The 16,181-nt window shown below is 64.1% G+C and carries 15 protein-coding genes, 6 tRNA genes and 1 pseudogene; 12 read left to right on the forward strand and 10 right to left on the reverse strand.

Annotated features, from left to right (window positions below; all coding sequences use genetic code 11):
* Position 1 precedes the first annotated feature (1 nt).
* Positions 2-946 (reverse strand): DnaD domain protein, encoded by a 945-nt coding sequence (locus tag ACSAMP_RS05935; RefSeq protein WP_457799813.1) that lies wholly within the window; start codon positions 944-946, stop codon positions 2-4.
* 216 nt (positions 947-1,162) lie between these two features.
* On the opposite strand from ACSAMP_RS05935, the gene ACSAMP_RS05940 reads away from it, so the two are divergent.
* Complete coding sequence (locus ACSAMP_RS05940; protein WP_457799814.1) at positions 1,163-3,511, forward strand: SpoIIE family protein phosphatase; 2,349 nt, start codon at positions 1,163-1,165, stop codon at positions 3,509-3,511.
* 74 nt (positions 3,512-3,585) lie between these two features.
* Positions 3,586-4,326 (forward strand): polysaccharide deacetylase family protein, encoded by a 741-nt coding sequence (locus ACSAMP_RS05945; protein WP_441796684.1) that lies wholly within the window; start codon positions 3,586-3,588, stop codon positions 4,324-4,326.
* A 58-nt stretch (positions 4,327-4,384) separates the two neighbouring features.
* On the opposite strand, the gene ACSAMP_RS05950 is transcribed toward ACSAMP_RS05945, so the two are convergent.
* Positions 4,385-5,455, reverse strand: a complete 1,071-nt coding sequence (locus ACSAMP_RS05950) for a hypothetical protein (RefSeq protein ID WP_457799815.1) — start codon at positions 5,453-5,455, stop codon at positions 4,385-4,387.
* A 217-nt stretch (positions 5,456-5,672) separates the two neighbouring features.
* Here ACSAMP_RS05950 and ACSAMP_RS05955 point away from each other — a divergent pair.
* From ACSAMP_RS05955 to ACSAMP_RS05975, 5 genes are all read left to right on the forward strand, one after another.
* Positions 5,673-5,746: transfer RNA gene (locus tag ACSAMP_RS05955), tRNA-Gly, on the forward strand.
* 3 nt (positions 5,747-5,749) lie between these two features.
* Positions 5,750-5,826: transfer RNA gene (locus ACSAMP_RS05960), tRNA-Arg, on the forward strand.
* A gap of 65 nt (positions 5,827-5,891) precedes the next feature.
* A tRNA-His gene (locus ACSAMP_RS05965) sits at positions 5,892-5,968 on the forward strand.
* A 71-nt stretch (positions 5,969-6,039) separates the two neighbouring features.
* Positions 6,040-6,114, forward strand: a tRNA-Gln gene (locus tag ACSAMP_RS05970).
* 137 nt (positions 6,115-6,251) lie between these two features.
* Positions 6,252-6,327: transfer RNA gene (locus ACSAMP_RS05975), tRNA-Lys, on the forward strand.
* Between the two features lie 786 nt (positions 6,328-7,113).
* On the opposite strand, the gene ACSAMP_RS05980 is transcribed toward ACSAMP_RS05975, so the two are convergent.
* A tRNA-Arg gene (locus tag ACSAMP_RS05980) sits at positions 7,114-7,189 on the reverse strand.
* A gap of 110 nt (positions 7,190-7,299) precedes the next feature.
* Positions 7,300-8,367: an aspartate carbamoyltransferase gene (gene pyrB, locus ACSAMP_RS05985; protein WP_457799816.1), complete on the reverse strand. Its 1,068-nt coding sequence runs from the start codon at positions 8,365-8,367 to the stop codon at positions 7,300-7,302.
* 161 nt (positions 8,368-8,528) lie between these two features.
* Here pyrB and ACSAMP_RS05990 point away from each other — a divergent pair, with 161 nt between their 5' ends.
* Positions 8,529-9,077 carry a putative ABC transporter permease gene (locus ACSAMP_RS05990; RefSeq protein WP_457799817.1) on the forward strand — a complete coding sequence of 183 codons (549 nt, stop codon included), beginning with the start codon at positions 8,529-8,531 and terminating at the stop codon, positions 9,075-9,077.
* Here the strand turns inward: ACSAMP_RS05990 and lexA are convergent.
* The 6 genes from lexA to ACSAMP_RS06020 form a co-directional block, all read right to left on the reverse strand.
* Positions 9,040-9,657: a transcriptional repressor LexA gene (gene lexA / locus ACSAMP_RS05995; RefSeq protein ID WP_457799818.1), complete on the reverse strand. Its 618-nt coding sequence runs from the start codon at positions 9,655-9,657 to the stop codon at positions 9,040-9,042. The two genes, ACSAMP_RS05990 and lexA, sit on opposite strands and share 38 nt — an antisense overlap.
* 140 nt (positions 9,658-9,797) lie before the next feature.
* Positions 9,798-10,043 carry a DUF6718 family protein gene (locus ACSAMP_RS06000; RefSeq protein WP_441796679.1) on the reverse strand — a complete coding sequence of 82 codons (246 nt, stop codon included), beginning with the start codon at positions 10,041-10,043 and terminating at the stop codon, positions 9,798-9,800.
* Positions 10,036-10,632 carry a nucleotidyltransferase family protein gene (locus ACSAMP_RS06005; RefSeq protein WP_457799819.1) on the reverse strand — a complete coding sequence of 199 codons (597 nt, stop codon included), beginning with the start codon at positions 10,630-10,632 and terminating at the stop codon, positions 10,036-10,038. The genes ACSAMP_RS06000 and ACSAMP_RS06005 overlap by 8 nt, the downstream gene beginning before the upstream one ends.
* Positions 10,633-10,730: 98 nt before the next feature.
* A complete protein-coding gene (locus tag ACSAMP_RS06010) occupies positions 10,731-11,699 on the reverse strand; it encodes a DUF975 family protein (RefSeq protein WP_457799820.1) in 969 nt (322 codons plus the stop codon).
* A gap of 81 nt (positions 11,700-11,780) precedes the next feature.
* A complete protein-coding gene (locus ACSAMP_RS06015; protein WP_457799821.1) occupies positions 11,781-13,382 on the reverse strand; it encodes an MBL fold metallo-hydrolase RNA specificity domain-containing protein in 1,602 nt (533 codons plus the stop codon).
* Between the two features lie 110 nt (positions 13,383-13,492).
* Positions 13,493-14,266 carry a Cof-type HAD-IIB family hydrolase gene (locus ACSAMP_RS06020; RefSeq protein ID WP_457799822.1) on the reverse strand — a complete coding sequence of 258 codons (774 nt, stop codon included), beginning with the start codon at positions 14,264-14,266 and terminating at the stop codon, positions 13,493-13,495.
* Between the two features lie 169 nt (positions 14,267-14,435).
* On the opposite strand from ACSAMP_RS06020, the gene ACSAMP_RS06025 reads away from it, so the two are divergent.
* The 4 genes and pseudogenes from ACSAMP_RS06025 to ACSAMP_RS06040 all read left to right on the forward strand — a co-directional run bounded on the left by ACSAMP_RS06025 (position 14,436) and on the right by ACSAMP_RS06040 (position 16,044).
* A complete protein-coding gene (locus ACSAMP_RS06025; protein WP_441796674.1) occupies positions 14,436-14,726 on the forward strand; it encodes a YabP/YqfC family sporulation protein in 291 nt (96 codons plus the stop codon).
* Positions 14,727-14,737: 11 nt separating this feature from the next.
* Positions 14,738-14,980, forward strand: a pseudogene (gene yabQ / locus ACSAMP_RS06030) (spore cortex biosynthesis protein YabQ); the annotation flags it as partial.
* Between the two features lie 235 nt (positions 14,981-15,215).
* Entirely contained in the window at positions 15,216-15,491 is a 276-nt protein-coding gene (locus tag ACSAMP_RS06035; RefSeq protein ID WP_441796673.1) for an FtsB family cell division protein, read from the forward strand.
* Positions 15,492-15,567: 76 nt separating this feature from the next.
* On the forward strand, positions 15,568-16,044 hold the full coding sequence (locus ACSAMP_RS06040; protein ID WP_441796672.1) for a S1 RNA-binding domain-containing protein: 477 nt from the start codon (positions 15,568-15,570) through the stop codon (positions 16,042-16,044).
* The last annotated feature ends 137 nt before the right edge of the window (positions 16,045-16,181 follow it).

Consider the following 16,181-nt stretch of genomic DNA (forward strand, 5'->3'; position numbering starts at 1 on the left):
TTCAGCCCTCCTCTCGCTTCATCTGTTCCATCAGGCGGCGCATCCGGTCCATATCCTCCCGGGCCTGCTGCTCCTGGGCGGCGGGCTGGGGGGGCTGAGGGCCGCCCCCGGCCCGGACGGGTCTGGGGTCCCGGTCCCCCGCCTGGATGGCGGCGGCGGTGTGCAGCCCCTTCTCGTGCCAGCGGCGGAGGATGCCGTTCATATAGCCCCAGTCCATGGACCGCTTTTTCAGCACCGTCTTCTCATAGGCCATGCGGATGGCCTCGTCGTCAAAGCCCATGTCATCCCAGGCGGCGATGTACGTCTTCTCCCGCTCCACCAAAGGCCGGGCGGGGATATCCAGCAGGCGCAGCACCTCGCCCTCCCGGCTGCGCAGCTGGGTCAGGCGCTGGATGTGGGCCTCGGCCCGCTCCATGGTGTCGATGCCCCGGCGGGCCCAGGCAAAGCCCTCCCGGCGGATCTGAGAGAGGAAGGGCTTGCGCCCGGGGCCATATTTCCGCTCCATCTCCTCGGTACACCAGCCCACCAGCATCAAAATGACCTCGGCGGGCAGGGCCAGATGGTCGAACAGGGTATACAGCACCCGCAGGTCGTTGGCCGAGAGCTTTTTGCCCAGGCGGCGCTCCACCTCGTCGCACAGGGCGGGGAAGGAGGACGCCTTGTCGTTCAGGGCGGCGTTCAGATCCTCCAGGGCGTATTCCGGGGGCGGGGCCTCCGGGGCGGGGGGATCGGCCTCGGGCACGTCTTTGGGGGCCAGCCCCTGCCCCCGCAGCAGGGAGAGGGCGGCGGACAGCCGGGGCTGGGGCCAGTTCAGGTCGTTCACCGTCCCCCGGCGCAGCAGGTGGAGATAGAGCAGGGCCGCGTCCCCGTTGTCCAGCCGCAGCAGCAGGTCGGCGGCCTGGCCGGTGATGGCCAGCACCTCCCCGGGCATCAGCAGCTTCGCCATGGCGTTTTCCCTCCCCTCGTGACAAGTCTCGTTCCGCCGGGATACCCGGCGATAGTAAACATTATTTTACCGCAACTTTCGCCGTTCGTAAACTCCCAATTCATGCCGCCCGCCGTCTCCGGGGCCGGATTTCGACGGGCGTTTTGTCCTGCATGGAATATAATGGCAGTTACTATACGAGACCGGCCAAGGCCGGACACACAGGAGGAGACGGCTATGACTGCCAAAGAGACCATCCGCGCCAAATTGTTCAAGCTGCGCCTGCGGGCCAGACAGACGGGGCAGGTGCGCCTGCCCGCCTCCGCCGTGGCACTGTGGACCGAGGCGGGCATCCACTTTCTGCTCTCCGCCGTGCTGTCCGGGGCGGTGCTGCTGGGGGACTGCGCCCCCTTCGGGGTGGCCTTTGTGGGGGCGGCGGGCTCCGGCCTGTGGGGGATGGCCGCCCTGGCCGGGGCCTGCCTGGGCTCTGTCTGTCTGCTGGAGCTGACCCAGGGGCTGCGGTGCGCCTCCGCCGCCACCCTGACCTTTGCCGTGGCCTTCGCCTTTTACGACTGGAAGCCCCTCCGCCAGCCCTGGGCCATGCCCCTCATCGCCGGAGCGATCAACGCCGCCACCGGGGTCATCGTCCGCAGTCAGGCGGGCTGGACCCCTTCGGGGATGATCGCCTTCGCTTTGGAGACCGCCCTCACCGTGGGGGCCTGCCGGTGCTATGCCCTGGCATTAGCTCCCCTGCGCCCCGGGCGGCAGGACAGGCTCCCCTCCCATGCCGGGCGGGCGGGGCTGCTGGTGCTGACGGCCACGGTGTTGCTGGCTCTGGCTCCCCTGCATCTGATCCAGGACATCTCCGTGGGCCGGTGCCTGGCCGCTTTGACCGTACTCGCCGCCGCCAGCCAGGCGGGCAGCGCCCCGGGGACGATCTTGGGGGCGGTGCTGGGGGCGGCCATGGACCTGGGGGCCAACGCCACCCCAGTGTACACCATGGCCTATGCCCTGGGGGGACTGGCCGCCGGTGCTGTCCGGGGAAAGGGCCGCCCCGCCGCCGCCCTGGCCTTTGCCGGGACCAACGCCGCCGCACTGCTGTGGACCTGGGGCCGGGGGCTGCCCCTGTCCGGCCTGTATGAGGGGGCGCTGGCCGCCCTGATTTTTCTCCCCCTGCCTCAGGGGAGCCTGGGGGTGCTGGGGTCCTGGCTGGCCCCGGAGCTGTCCGGCCCGGGAAATTTGGGGGGAGAGCGCCTGGTCCAGCGACAGCTGGAGTCGGCCTCCGCCGCCTTCCGGTCCCTGTCCGAGACCCTGCGGGCCGCCTTTCGCCCGCCCCGGAACGACAACGACGTGTCCGTCATCTTTGACCGGGCCGCCGGAAAGCTGTGCCGGAGCTGCGCCCTGCGGGACCGGTGCTGGAAGCAGGACTATGCCTCCACCTTCAACGCCATGAACGACGCCACCGCCCCCATGATGGCCCGGGGCAGCGCCCTGGCGGAGGACTTCCCCCGGTATTTTGCGGACCGGTGCCTCCACTTCCCCGCCTATGTGGCGGCGGTGGACCGGGAGCTGGCCGCCCTGCTGTACCGGCGGCAGTATAACGCCCGGGTGGGGGAGAGCCGGAGCGCCGTGTGCCGCCAGTATGCCCAGCTGTCTGAGCTGCTCCACTCGGCGGCCACAGAGCTGAGCCGGGAGCTGACCCCCGACCTCACTGGGGAGCGCCGCCTGCGGCAGATGGCGGCGGAGCTGGGGCTGGAGGTGCGCACGGCGGCCTTTCGGGACAGCCGGGGGCTGCTCCATCTGGAGGCGGAGGGCCCCGGCTGCGCCGCGCTGGCCAGACCGGAGCGTCTGAGTGAGCTGTCCGCCCTGCTGGGGGTGCCCCTGCGCCTGGAGCGCCGGGGGGAGGGCAGCCTGTCCCTCATCCAGCAGGAACCCCTGATGGCGGTGGCCGGGGTGGCCGCCCAGCGGAAGGGGGGCGAGACGGTCAGCGGCGACGCGGGGACCTATTTCAAGCGGCCCGACGGGATGCTGTATGTCCTCCTGTGCGACGGCATGGGCAGCGGGCCGGAGGCCAACCGGGAGAGCACCCTGGCGGTGCGCCTGCTGGAGCAGTTTCTCCAGGCCGGGGTCCCCGCCCGGCAGGCGCTGAGTACCCTGGCCTCCGCCCTGGCCCTGCGGGGGGAGGACGCCGGGGGCTTTACCACGGTGGACCTTTTGCAGATCGACCTGTTCACCGGGGACGGGGAACTTTATAAGCTGGGGGCGGCCCCCACCTATGTCAAGCGCAGCGGGGCGGTGCAGCGGCTGTCCGGCTCCGCCCTGCCTGCCGGGCTGTCTGCCGGGGAGGAGCCGGTCTCAGACCGCTTTCCCCTGCGCCTGTCCCCGGGGGACACGGTGCTGATGGTCAGCGACGGCATCTGCGGCACGGGGGACGACCGGTGGCTGCGGGAGAAGCTGGAGGCCTTTGACGGGGCCAGCCCCAAGGACCTGGCCCGGGAGCTCATCACCCAAAGCCCCCAGGGGGCCACCGATGACCGCACCGCCCTGGTCATCCGGGTGGAAAAACGCCGGGTGTTTGACAATTAAAAAATTTCCTGCGCTTTGTCTTGCAGTTTTGCACATACTGAATAGGAACTGTGAACAAAACGGGAGGTGTGGCCATGGGCGGGCGGGGACGGTGGACTCTGGCGGTGCTGGCGGCGGCGCTGGCGCTCACGCTCACCGGCGGTAGGGAGATCGCCCTGACCGCCGGGGGCGGGGCATCGGTGGAGCTGCCGGAGGAGGGCGGCTTGGTGGCCCTCACCTTTGACGATGGGCCCCGTCCATCCACCACCGGGCGGCTGCTGGACGGCCTGGCCCTGCGGGAGATCCCCGCCACCTTCTTTCTGGTGGGTTCCCGGCTGGCGGACGACCCGGAGGGCCAGGCCATCGTCCGGCGCATGGCGGCGGAGGGGCATCAGGTGGGCGTCCACACCTTTGACCACGTGATGCTCACCGACCTGTCCCGCCGGGACTACGATGTCCAGGTGGGCCGCACCCGTGCCTTGCTGGCCCAGATCGCCGGGCCGGGGGACTATTGGCTCCGTCCCCCCTATGGCATTACCGATCAGGCGGCGGAGCAGTGGGCGGCCAGCCCCCTCATCCTGTGGTCGGTGGACCCGGAGGACTGGAAGGACCGGGACGTCCACCGCATCGTCTCCGCCGTCACCGAGCACGTGAAGGACGGGGACATCATCCTCCTCCACGACATCTACGACAGCTCCGTGGACGCCGCCCTGGCCATCGCCGACAATTTGACCGCCAGGGGCTTTACCTTCGTCACCGTGGAGCAGTTGGCCACCCTGCGGGGCGCATCTCCCCAGGTGGGGGTGAAGTATCACAAATTCCCGGCTGGCGGGTAAAAACAGGCATAAAAATGGCCGCCCAGGCGGGCGGCCATGACGTTTGGCTTTAAAAAGGTTACTGGATATTCAGGGTGGTCCCGTCCAGGGTGACGGTATAGCCCAGCATCTGGAACAGGGAGGCGGGGGCCCAGGTGGTGCCGGGGGCCTGGACATAGGTCAGCTCGCTGTAGGGCAGGGAGCCGGTGGTGCCCTCCGCGCCTTCGATCTTGGTGGTGCCGAAGATCAGGGGGTCGCGCAGCCAGATGCGCACGGAGAACTGGTCGTCCTCCACCCGGACCAGGGGGCCGTTGTCCCCGTTCTCAGTGTCGTAATAGACCTGGAGGCCAAGCTCCCGGGCCACGGCGGCCACGGGGACCATGGGCTGGTCGGAGATGGTCGTGCCGGTGACGGCGCTGGTTTTACCGTTCAGCTTCAGGGTCAGCTGGGTGCCGTCGGCCAGCTGGGGCTGGCTCAGGCGCATCACGTGGGTGGCGTAGGTCTGGCCGGGGTAGGACGTCAGGACCACGTCATACCAGGCCAGGATACGGTCCCCCGCCTTCAGATCGGACAGGGCCAGGGGGGAGCCGTCGTAGCAGGAGGTGCCGGTGCCCTCCCCCGCAGAGATGAGCAGGCCGCCGTTGTCGGTGGTCAGGACGTACTGGCCCTTGCTGTTCTGCTCCACGGCGCCGATCACGTGGTACTGGGCGCAGCCGCCGTCCTGGGGCACGTTGCGCAGCACGGCCAGCGCGCAGCCGGTGGGAAGCTGCTCCTGGGGGCGAGTGTGGTCATAGGCCAGAGCAACATAGACCTGCTCCCCGTCCTTCAGGTCGGCGGGGTCGCTGGCGGCGTGCTTGCCGCTGTCCACCCAGGCGGTGCTCTCGTCGGCGGTGAGAGTCCAGCTGCCCTGATCGTTTGTGAGGGACAGCTGGGTGGGGCGGCCCTGGGCGTCCCGGGCGGTGACGCGGACCGTGCCGTAATACAGCAGGCTGTCGGGACCGGTGTGCTCGGACATGGCGATCGCATCCGTCTGACTGGTGGGGGCGGGGGAGATGACCATGGGCTCGTTCTCCGCTGCCAGGGCGGGGATGGCGGTAAGACAGAGCATCATGCCGCCTAAAAACAGGGCCGTGAAACGTGTTTTCTTCATATTGATCTGCTCCTTTTCCCGCGGCGCGGGCCGCGTTTCTTTCATTGCGTTCACTGGTGTAGACGCACGGGGGAGGAAAAATGTTCCCGTCTTTGGCGAAAAATTTTTTGTTTATGAATGGTAAAAATTTAGCCGGGAAAATCGGCAAAGGGGATTGACAAGACGGCGGGGATTATGCTATTATGTCTAAGCTGACGTGAGAGAATACGCCGTCCATGCGGGTGTAGTTCAATGGTAGAATCCCAGCCTTCCAAGCTGGTCGCGTGGGTTCGATTCCCATCACCCGCTCCATATGCGCCTGTAGCTCAGGTGGATAGAGCAACTGCCTTCTAAGCAGTGGGTCAGGGGTTCGAGTCCCTTCAGGCGTGCCACTTTTTTAAAAGCGGCAGACACAGCGCAGACGGATTTCCGAATAACAGCGTTCCAGCCAGATATGGTGGGTATAGCTCAGTTGGTTAGAGCACCGGATTGTGGTTCCGGGTGTCGAGGGTTCGAATCCCTTTACCCACCCCACATGTAAGGCGGAAGGGCCGGAGCTTCGGCTCCGGTCCTTCTTCCGTTTTTTCTTCGTCTCTTGCGGACATAGGGGTGTAGCCAAGTGGTAAGGCAAGGGACTTTGACTCCCTCACTCGCTGGTTCGAGTCCAGCCATCCCTGCCAACTCGTCACGAGCTTCACATCCCTTGCTTCGACTTTTTTCAAAAGTCAAAGCGCACTCGTTTCGCTGTTCCTCGTTGCCAAATCGAACCCGCTTCGCTGGGCTTCGATTTGGCAGAGGAAGTTTCAATTGAATATTTGACCCAGTAGCTCAGTTGGCAGAGCACCTGCCTTTTAAGCAGGGTGTCCGGAGTTCGAATCTCCGCTGGGTCACCACATCGGAGCAGGCGTTGTCGCTTGCTCCGATTTTTTGTAACAGGTGGTTACCATAATACCTGTAGGGGCGGACCTCTGTGTCCGCCCGCCCTCTCAGTCACGGCTCACGCCGTGCCAGCTCCCCCACGGGGGGAGCCAAGACCGACCCGTCCTGTCATCGCGAGGAGGGGCAAAGCCCCGACGCGGCGATTCGTAACTCCCTCGTCCCCCTTTCCTCCCCCCTTGGGGGAGGTGCCCCCGCAGGGGGCGGAGAGGGCTTACCCCCACATAGTTCAACCCCGGCGGCCCGCAGGCCGCCGGGGTTTTGCTATCTTATGCTGTTTTTAGGTTCTATAATAAATGTTGGGGTCAGGTTCTTCACCTGACCCCAACATTTATTATAGAACCTCTAAAGATTATAAAAAGACCCATTCCCGGCACGAGAATATCCCGTGTCGGAAATGGGTCTCTTTATATCAAATTGGGCATAAAGAACGGACAGACCAGAAAAAATTACTGCTCTGCTCTGCTCTGTCGTCAGTATATTAGTCTGGTTCCGCCATGTCAAGCTGTTTTTCACGCGGCTCCACTCCCTTCTGACGGTATGCTTCGATTATAGCACGATTTTCCTGAAAGTACAGAGGTTTACATGAAATGTAGGTTTTTTAGCGTGAAATGTCGATGGGTTTCCGTTTACTGGTAATCACGGGGACGGTTCTTGTGATTAGTACCTAATCAGAAGAACCGTCCCCATGATTACGGATATCCCCAAAAAACAAGGGAGCAAGTCTTAAACTTGCTCCCTTGTGGTACGCCCGAAGGGACTCGAACCCCCAACATTCAGAACCGGAATCTGACGCTCTATCCATTGAACTACGGACGCATATGATCTTGTTACCTTGGTATTATAGCAGGATTTTCCCCGCTTGTAAAGAGCAAATTTTCGCGAATTCCGGGGGACGGCAGACTTTTCCGTCCCCCGGAGGGCTGGTTTTACCGCAGGGCCGCGTCGCAGAAGCCGCAGCAGTCCACGCCGCCGATCTTTTTGACCAGGGGGGGCAGATAGTGCTGGGTCTGGGTGATGCAGCGGGGGTTGGTACACACGGGCTTGGTGCCGATCTCCACGGGGGGCAGGTCCCGGTCCTCGATGCGGGGCTGGGTGGCCAGGTGCTCCAGCAGGGCCATGCGGGCATACATGCCGAAGCGGGCCTGCTGGAAATAGACGGCCCGGGGGTCGTCGTCCACGTCCACGGTGATCTCGTCCACCCGGGGCAGGGGGTGGAGGATGAGCATGTCGGGCTTGGCCCGGTCCAGCTTCCGCCGGGTGAGGACGTAGATACCCTTGTTCCGCTCATATTCCACCGGGTCCACAAAGCGCTCCTTCTGGATGCGGGTCATGTAGAGCACGTCCAGCTGGGGCATGACGGCCTCCAGGCCGGTGACCTCGGTAAAGCGCATGTTGTTCTCCCGCATGAAGGTGCGGACATAGTCGGGCACCGCCAGCTCCCGGGGGGAGATGAGGAAGAAGGTGATGTTCTGGAACTTGGCCAGGGCCTTGATGAGGGAGTGGACGGTGCGGCCGTTTTTCAGGTCGCCGCACAGGCCGATGGCCAGGTCGTCCACCTTGCCCCGCAGGCGGGTGATGGTGGTCAGGTCGGCCATGGTCTGGGTGGGGTGCATGTGGCCGCCGTCGCCGGCGTTGACCACGGGCACGTTGGCGTAGAGAGAGGCGGCCTTGGCCGCGCCCTCCCAGGGGGTGCGCATGACGATGACGTCGGCGTAGTTGGAGACGATCTTGATGGTGTCCTTCAGGGTCTCGCCCTTGGACACAGAGGAGGAGTTGGGGTCGGCAAAGCCGAACACCGAGCCGCCCAGGCGGAGCATGGCCGTCTGGAAGGAGAAGTTGGTGCGGGTGGAGGGCTCGTAAAACAGGTTGGCGGAGACTTTGCCCCGGCACACGTCGATGAACTTCTCCGGCGCGTCGATGATCTCGCTGGCCCGGCGGTAAAGGCTGTCCCACTCTTCCCGGGGCAGATCGCCAAAATCAATTAAATGCCGCATTGAACGCCACTCCCAACCTTATTTTCATTTTGTGAAACCGCTGGTTCCATCGGGCTATCTTACCACAAACGGCGATGGGTTGCAAGACAGGAAGAAAAAAAAGACGAATGAAGCCCGGCTCGTTCGGCGACCCTAGGAAGGGAGAACGGAGGGTTTCATTCGTGGTTTGGTTTTGGAATTTTGTGTGGTACAGCTTCTGCGGCTTTTTATTGGAGACGGCCTATGCCCGGCTGACCGGTGCCCGGGGCAGCCGAAAGTGCCTGCGGGTGCTGCCCTTGTGCCCGGTGTATGGGGCGGGGGCGCTGGCTATTCTGGCCCTGCCGGTTGGGGTGCAGGGGCGGCCCTGGGCGCTGTTTCTGCTGGGAGGCTTAGTAGCCACGGGGGTGGAGTACGCCTGGGCGGCCCTGTGTCAGCGGGGGCTGGGGGTGCGGTTCTGGGACTATGCCGGTCTGCCCGGAAACATAAAGGGACGGGTGTGTCTGCCCTTCTCCCTGGCCTGGGGGGCGCTGGCCATGGGGCTTGTCTATGGGGTGGAGCCGGTGATGGGGCCGATCTTAGGGGGTATCCCCGCCATCGTCACGGGCTGGGCCGCCGCGGCGGTGGGGTCGGACCTGCTGTTATCCGCGGCGCTTTTGCGGCGCACGGGGGACCGGGCCTGTCTCCGCTGGAACTTTAATACCGCCGGACCACCGCCACCACCTTGCCGATGATGTCGGCGTGGTCGCCGTCGATGGGGTCATAGTCCGGGTTTTCAGGCAGCAGCCAGGTGTGCCCGCCCCGGCGGGAGAGGGTCTTCACGGTGGCCTCGTCCTCGAACAGGGCCACCACGATCTCGCCGTTATAGGCGTCCTGCTGGCGGTGGACCACCACTAGATCGCCGGGCAGGATGCCCGCGCCCAGCATAGACTCCCCCCGCACCCGCAGGGCAAAGTGCTCCCCGGACATGCCCTGGGTGTCGAAGGTGAGATAGTCCTCGATGCACTCCTCGGCCAGGATGGGCGCTCCGGCGGCCACGTTGCCCAGGATGGGGATCTGGTTCTCACGGGGATCGGTCTCCTCGGCCACGGCCCCCAGGGGCATGGCGGGGATGGTGATGGCCCGGGTCTTGCCCTCGGCCTTGACGATGACCCCGGCCTCCTCCAGCCCCTTCATGTGGAAGTGGACGGTGGAGGGGGACTTCAGCCCCACCGCCGCGCCGATCTCCCGCACCGAGGGGGGATAGCCGTGCTGAGAGGTGAAGGAGAGGATATAGTCATAGATCTGCTGCTGCTTTGGGGTGAGCTTGACCATCAGGCAGCGCTCCTTTCCACATGGGAGTTGATGTTAAAATCAGTGTATCATACATATGTACGGATGTCAAACGGGCGTTTGAGACGAAAACGCCCAGGGAACAGCGGCAGGCAGCCGCTGTTCCCTGGACAAAAAATTTTTTACACAGTGCGGTTCAGCGCCCAGACCTGGTCGATGAATTCCTTCATGTCTTCGATGTACTGATAGGGCGCGTACTCCGAGTATAGCTCGGGGCTGTCCAGAATGACGATCTGCACGCCCTCCGCCCGGAGGGACTCCAGCGTGCCGGGCAGGCACCTGGCCTCGCGGGCGGTTTTGCAGCGATAGGCAAGGCAGCCCTGCCGGTCAAAGACCTTGGCCACCACATAGATGGTTTTGTCACCCACGGTTTTGCACCTCCTGGGTCAGCCTGGCCAGAAAGGCCTGTTCTGTGGGGAGCATTCCGGCGCAGTATGCCTGATGCAGCGCCCGGCCCACCTGGGCGGGATGATATTTGTACACGTACCGGTGGCTCCAGATGTTGAACTGATAGTCCTGGCCGCACCAGAGCTGAAGCTCGATGGGATAGGAGCGGTTGTCCCGCTGATAGTACAGGTGGATGGCCCGGTATCCGTCGTCCGTCTGCTTGCCCTTTCGCAGGTCTACCACCCGGAAATAGTGGGGAAATTCGTCTGGATACGCCTCCAGATGCAGGCGGAACCCCAGGATATCGTTGCAGCACTGCCGGAAGCCGCCGCCGGCGCGCAGCGTCTTCTCGTATTTTCGCCAGATGGAGTCGTCGCTTTTGAATCGGGACCCCACAAGTCCTTCTGAGATCAGCGCGTCGATATAGCGCTGCCGGTATTGGGCGACGTCCTCCAGGATGGCCTCCAGAGGGAGCTTTTGCAGGGAGATCTGCTTCAGACTTTTTCCAAAGGCGGACCGATAGGACAGGGCGTCAAGGGCGTCCTGGGTGATAAGCGCAGTAGATTCCATATGCAGCCCCCTTTCTGAGCATAGACGTGTTGAGTGATGAGTTAGGAGTGATAAGAGATGAGTAAAAACTCCTAACTCATCCCTCCTAACTCCTAACTTCAGAGCGGCGGCAAGTCTTGGGCAGCTGCTTCCGGCATGGCCTGGCGGGCGTCGTAGAAGGCGGCCCGGGCCACCTTGCGGTAGGGGGTGAGCCACAGCAGCAGGGGCAGGGAGAACAGGTCGCCCAGGAGAGAGGCAAACGTCCCCTGGCCCACCTGGGAGAAGAGGGTGAACAGCTGCACCTGGGTATCCGAGAAGGAGGCCAGGGTGCCGGAGAAATCGTTGAGCCAGACCAGATAGCCGGGGATCAGCCCGGGCAGGTCGGCGGCGGGCAGCTGGGTCAGCAGGGCGAAAAATCCGCTCCCTGCCAGGGCGGCGCAGGCGGCCAGCAGGCGCAGGGCCTCCAGCAGGATGAGCCAGCCGAGGAAGGAGAAGTCCAGCTTGAACAGCTCCCACTTCCAGCCCCGCATCAGCTCCATGCTGCGGCGGACGGCCATCCCCGCCCCGTCGTCCGGGTGGTCGGCCAGGAGATAGGGGGCCAGGGCATAGCGCAGGACGATGTTGTAGTACAGGGCGAACATCACCGGGATGGTGCAGCAGATGAGGGCCACCGGGGCGGAGAGCAGCAGGGGGGACAGGAGAAAATAGAACAGCACCAGGGCAATGACGGCGGGGAAGAGGCGGACGGTGATCTGAAGGGCCACACAGATGTTCAGCCAGATGACCCGCCCCGCCACAGAGAAGCCCTGGAACAGGGCGTTCACGCCGGGGTCCAGGTGCCGGGTGGTCCACAGGGACCACAGGTCCAGGCCAAAGCTCATCACCGACAGATAGAGGGTGATGAGTACGGACAGGAAGATGGACGTGGTGGGGATGGCACCGTCCCCGGGGAGGGGGACCAGATAGAGCAGGTCGCTGACCCCGGTGGTCAGCAGAAGATAGGCCAGCAGCACCGCCCAGAAGGGGGGCTGGGCCGCGCCCATATCCGCCCGGGCCCGGCGCTTGAGTTCTTTGCGGTCGATTTCCATGGGTTCCTCCGATGTAATGTGTGATGACAGAATGGAGGCCGCCCGTGCGGGCGGCCCCGGGGTTTGTTGGTTTGGATGGGTTTAGCTGTCCCACTTCTCCATGACCTGGCGCAGCTGGTCGGCCAGTTTGGCCAGGTCCTTGTTGGGGCGGCCCCGGCTGCGGCTGATGAGCAGCTCCAGCTGCTTGGACACATCCTGCAGCCGCACATAGGCGGGGGAGCCGGCAGAGGCACCCGCGGGACGGGGCTTGCTCTCCAGCACCACGCCGGGGGCCAGCAGACGGTTCTCCGTCAGGTCATAGACCTCCTCATACAGAGGGGCGTGGGCGGGAACGCCCAGCTCGTCGTTCAGGGTCTTGGCGAACAGCTCGGTGACGGGGCTGTCCCCGTGGACCACAAAGACCTGCTGGGGCTTGGGGGAGAAGTTCTTCACCCAGGACAGCAGGTGGGTCCGGTCCGCGTGGGAGGACAGGCCCTTGAAGTTGACGATGCGGGCCCGGACGGCGATCTCCTCGCCGAAGAGCTTGACGGTCTTGGCCCCCTCCAGCAGGCGGCGGCCCAGGGTGCCATCCCCCTGATAGCCCACAAAGACCACGGCGCACTCCGGCCGCCACAGGTTGTGCTTTAAGTGGTGGCGGATGCGGCCCGCGTCGCACATGCCGGAGGCGGACAGGATGATCTTGGGGGTCTTGTCGGCGTTCAGGGCTTTCGATTCTTCGGTGGACTGGGTGAGGGTCAGGCCGGGGAAGGTGAACAGGTCGCTGCCGCTTTGCAGCACGGCGATAGCCTCCTCGTCCAGATAGCCGTGGAGGTTCCCAGCGTAGATGCGGGTTGCCTCGGCGGCCAGGGGGCTGTCCACGCAGACGGTGAAGTTGGGCACCGACTTGACCATGTGCTTGTCCTTGATCTCCCGCAGGAAGTATAAAAGCTCCTGGGTGCGGCCCACGGCAAAGGAGGGGATGATGATGTTGCCCCCCTTGGCGAACACCTCGTCGATGAGCTGGGCCAGGGCGCCGGTATAGCTCTCCGGCGGCTCGTGGTCCCGGTCCCCATAGGTGGACTCCATGATGACATAGTCGGCCTCCCGCAGATAGGAGGGGTCCCGGATGATGGGCTGGTCCACGTTGCCCAGGTCGCCGGAGAAGACCAGCTTTTTGGTCACGCCGTTTTCCGTGCACCACAGCTCGATCTCCGCAGAGCCCAGCAGGTGGCCCGCGTCGTTAAAGCGCACCCGGACCCCTTCGCACAGGTCGACCATCTCGCCGTATTCACAGGTGTCCACCTGCTGGAGCACGGCCTCGGCGTCGTTCAGGGTGTAGAGAGGCTCCACCGGGGGCAGACCGGCGCGCTCGCCCTTCTGGTTTTTCCACTGGGCATCCCCCTCCTGGATGTGGGCGGAGTCCCGCAGCATGATGGACATGAGCTGTCCGGTGAGGCGGGTGGTCAGAATGCGGCCATCAAAGCCCTGCTTGGCCAGCAGGGGCAGACGGCCCGTGTGGTCGATGTGGGCGTGGGTCACCAGCACATAGTCGATGTAGCTGGGGGCAAAGTCCAGGGCGTTGTCGTCGTGCTCGTCCCGGCCCTGCTGAAGGCCGCAGTCGATCAAGATCTTTCGGCCGTTGACCTCCAGACAGTGACAGCTGCCGGTGACCGCGTGGGCCGCGCCGAAGAATGTAAGTTTCATAGTGGTCCCTCCCGTACATGGATCAGAATATGCGGGGCTTCTTAGGCTTATTGTACACCCGTGCCGGGAGAAATTCCACAGGAAATTGTAAAATGTGCAAAAAGGGGATGTTACAGCAATTCAAAGTGCCGCAGGGCGGCGATCACGCCGTCCTCGTCCACCGTGCCGGTGGTATAGTCGGCCTGGGATTTTACAAAGTCGCTGGCCGAGCCCATGGCCACGCCGATCCCCGCGTGGCGGAGCATGGTCAGGTCGTTCTCCCCGTCGCCAAAGGCCATGGCCTCCTCCGGGGTAAGGCCGAAGTGGGCGAGCATGGCGTCCATGCCCTTGTCCTTGCCCCCGGTGGCGGGGATGACATCCAGAAAGGTGGGGTGCCACCGGGTGGTCTTCAGGTGGGGCGCCCGGTCCAGCAGCAGGTGCTCGTTCTCCTTCGTCAAAAAGGTGATGGCCTGATACAGCTCGCCGTCCAGGGCCCGACGGGGGTCCTGCACCGGGGGCAGGGGGAGGTTCAGGTCCTTCATGAACACGTGGGTCTGGTCGTTGGAATAGTTGATGTAAATGTCCTGCCCCTCCAGAAAGATGCAGGAGAAGGCGTTGCTGGACGCGGCGGACACCAGCTCCTCCACCGCCTGGCGGTCCATGGGGTTGCGGTGGATGACCTGGTCGCCGCAGTAGCAGAACTGGCCGCTCATGGTCACCCAGCCGTCGAAGGGGAACAGATCCCGGAGATATTGCAGCATCCGGGGGTGCCGCCCGGTGGAGATGAACAGCTTGACGCCCCGGCGGTGGAGCTGCTGCAAGGCGTCCGCCATGGCGGCGGTGGCCCGGTGGGTGCGGAAGCTGACCAGGGTGCCGTCCACGTCGAAGAACATGGCTTTTATCATAAAATTACGTCCTTTCGGGGAGAAAATTCGTGCGTTGCCTCCTATTGTACACGAGCGGGCGGCAGATTTCCATATGCGTTTTCCACGATTCTGCGCGCCCCTGGGGAAAAAGGCATAACCCCCGGCGGCCCCGCCATAAAATGGGGACAACGGAAAGGGGGAGAGGGACATGGCCTTTGACCAGGAGCGCCTGGGACCGGAGCTGCCCCATCGGGTGGTGCTGGAGGACCGGAGCCGTCTGACGGTGTCCGGCGTGGAGGAGGTGGAGCGCTTTGACGAGAACACGGTGGTGCTGTCCACCGCCCAGGGCGGGCTGGAGATCCAGGGGGAGGGGCTGCACATCGAAAAGCTGTCTCTGGACGGGGGAGATCTGCAGGTGGAGGGGACGGTGACGGCCCTCATCTATGACGGGGAGCGGGAGAGCCGGGGCGGCCTGCTCAGCCGTCTGCTGGGCGGATGACAGTGGACGTGATGCAGCAGGCCCGGGCCATGTGCCAGGGGCTGCTGCTGGGGGGCGGGTTGGGGGTGCTGTATGACCTGCTGCGGGTGGTGCGGGTGCGGGGCAAGCTGCGCTGGCTGGGGGGCGCGGCGGACCTTATCTTCTGGCTGGCGGCGGTGTGGGCCCTGTTCCGCTGGTCGCTGCCCGCCTGGGGGGGCCAGGTGCGCCTTTATGGGGCGGTGTTCTGTCTGATGGGGGGCGGGGTCTATTTCCGCCTGCTCAGCCCCGGGGTGCTGTGGCTGGGCTATCGCCTGGCCGATCTCATCGGGGCGATTTTGGGGATTTTCACCTGGCCGGTGAAGGGATGCTGGCAGGTTTTCAAAAAAATCGGAAAACTTAGAAAAAATCTCTTCCTTTCCTGGGGCAAATGGTATAGAATAAAGCGGAAAACGGAGGAGGCAGAGCAGACGGCTTGCCGCCGCGCCGCCCGGGAGAGAGGAGTGCTGTTAGATGCGGTTCAAACGCGCCGGATTTTTGACCAAGATCGTGGTCCTGGCCCTGCTGATCTATATGGCCACCACTCTGCTGGAGCTTCGGGGGCAGATCCAGACCACCCAGGTCCAGCGGGACGCGCTGGCCCAGCAGGTGGCCGATCAGCAGGCAAAAAATCAAGAGCTGAGCGACGCCATCCAGCACAAGGATGACCCCGAGACGCTGGAGCGGGTGGCCCGGGAAAAGGGCTATGTGAAGCAAAACGAGGTGCTCTTCTTCGACGTGGCCAACTAAGAGAGAGCTTTTCGCCCCGGGGAAAACCGCCGCCGGAGCGAAAGGGAAAAACACAAGGAGGATATTTCGGTCGCTTATGGAGTTTGGTGTTGGGTCCATTTTGGACGGAAAGGTAACTGGGATCACGAAATTCGGGGCCTTTGTGGCTCTGCCGGAGGGGAAATCCGGTCTGGTCCATATCTCGGAGATCGCGTATTCCTATGTCAACCAGGTTTCGGATCACCTGAAGGAGGGACAGGAGGTCAAGGTCAAGGTCATCGGCATTGACCAGGCAGGACGGATCAACCTGTCCATCAAGCAGGTGGCGCCGCCGCCCCCTCGCCCCGCCCGCCAGGGTGGAGGACAGCAGCGGTTCGGCGGAGGCGGACGGCCCCCCCGCCAGGGCGGCGGTTCCCGCCCCATGGGCTTTGTCCGCCAGGCCCCTAAGGAGCCCACCGACTTTGAGGACCGGCTGAAGCAGTTCATGCAGGCCTCTGACAGCAAGCTGTCTGAGCTGCGGTATATCGAGAAAAAGGGCGGCAACCGCCGCAGCGGCGGCGGAGGCCGCCGCTGAGAAGCGCAACATAAAAGGGCCGACGCACTTTAATTTGGTGCGGCGGCCCTTTTGCTGCAATATGCGGGTGCAGCGGACATCGACGGGCCGACGCGGAGGTCGGCCCCTACGGCGTGTCACGTAGGTCGTCTGTAGGG

The sequence above is a fragment of the Flintibacter sp. SJQ-8 genome (genome assembly GCF_054108085.1).

Coding starts and splice junctions, on each gene's coding strand:
- ACSAMP_RS05935 (WP_457799813.1), bottom strand. CDS start 946: ATGGCGAAGCTGCTGATGCCCGGGGAGGTGCTGGCCATCACCGGCCAG.
- ACSAMP_RS05940 (WP_457799814.1), top strand. CDS start 1,163: ATGACTGCCAAAGAGACCATCCGCGCCAAATTGTTCAAGCTGCGCCTG.
- ACSAMP_RS05945 (WP_441796684.1), top strand. CDS start 3,586: ATGGGCGGGCGGGGACGGTGGACTCTGGCGGTGCTGGCGGCGGCGCTG.
- ACSAMP_RS05950 (WP_457799815.1), bottom strand. CDS start 5,455: ATGAAGAAAACACGTTTCACGGCCCTGTTTTTAGGCGGCATGATGCTC.
- pyrB (WP_457799816.1), bottom strand. CDS start 8,367: ATGCGGCATTTAATTGATTTTGGCGATCTGCCCCGGGAAGAGTGGGAC.
- lexA (WP_457799818.1), bottom strand. CDS start 9,657: ATGGTCAAGCTCACCCCAAAGCAGCAGCAGATCTATGACTATATCCTC.
- ACSAMP_RS06005 (WP_457799819.1), bottom strand. CDS start 10,632: ATGGAATCTACTGCGCTTATCACCCAGGACGCCCTTGACGCCCTGTCC.
- ACSAMP_RS06010 (WP_457799820.1), bottom strand. CDS start 11,699: ATGGAAATCGACCGCAAAGAACTCAAGCGCCGGGCCCGGGCGGATATG.
- ACSAMP_RS06015 (WP_457799821.1), bottom strand. CDS start 13,382: ATGAAACTTACATTCTTCGGCGCGGCCCACGCGGTCACCGGCAGCTGT.
- ACSAMP_RS06020 (WP_457799822.1), bottom strand. CDS start 14,266: ATGATAAAAGCCATGTTCTTCGACGTGGACGGCACCCTGGTCAGCTTC.
- ACSAMP_RS06025 (WP_441796674.1), top strand. CDS start 14,436: ATGGCCTTTGACCAGGAGCGCCTGGGACCGGAGCTGCCCCATCGGGTG.
- ACSAMP_RS06035 (WP_441796673.1), top strand. CDS start 15,216: ATGCGGTTCAAACGCGCCGGATTTTTGACCAAGATCGTGGTCCTGGCC.
- ACSAMP_RS06040 (WP_441796672.1), top strand. CDS start 15,568: ATGGAGTTTGGTGTTGGGTCCATTTTGGACGGAAAGGTAACTGGGATC.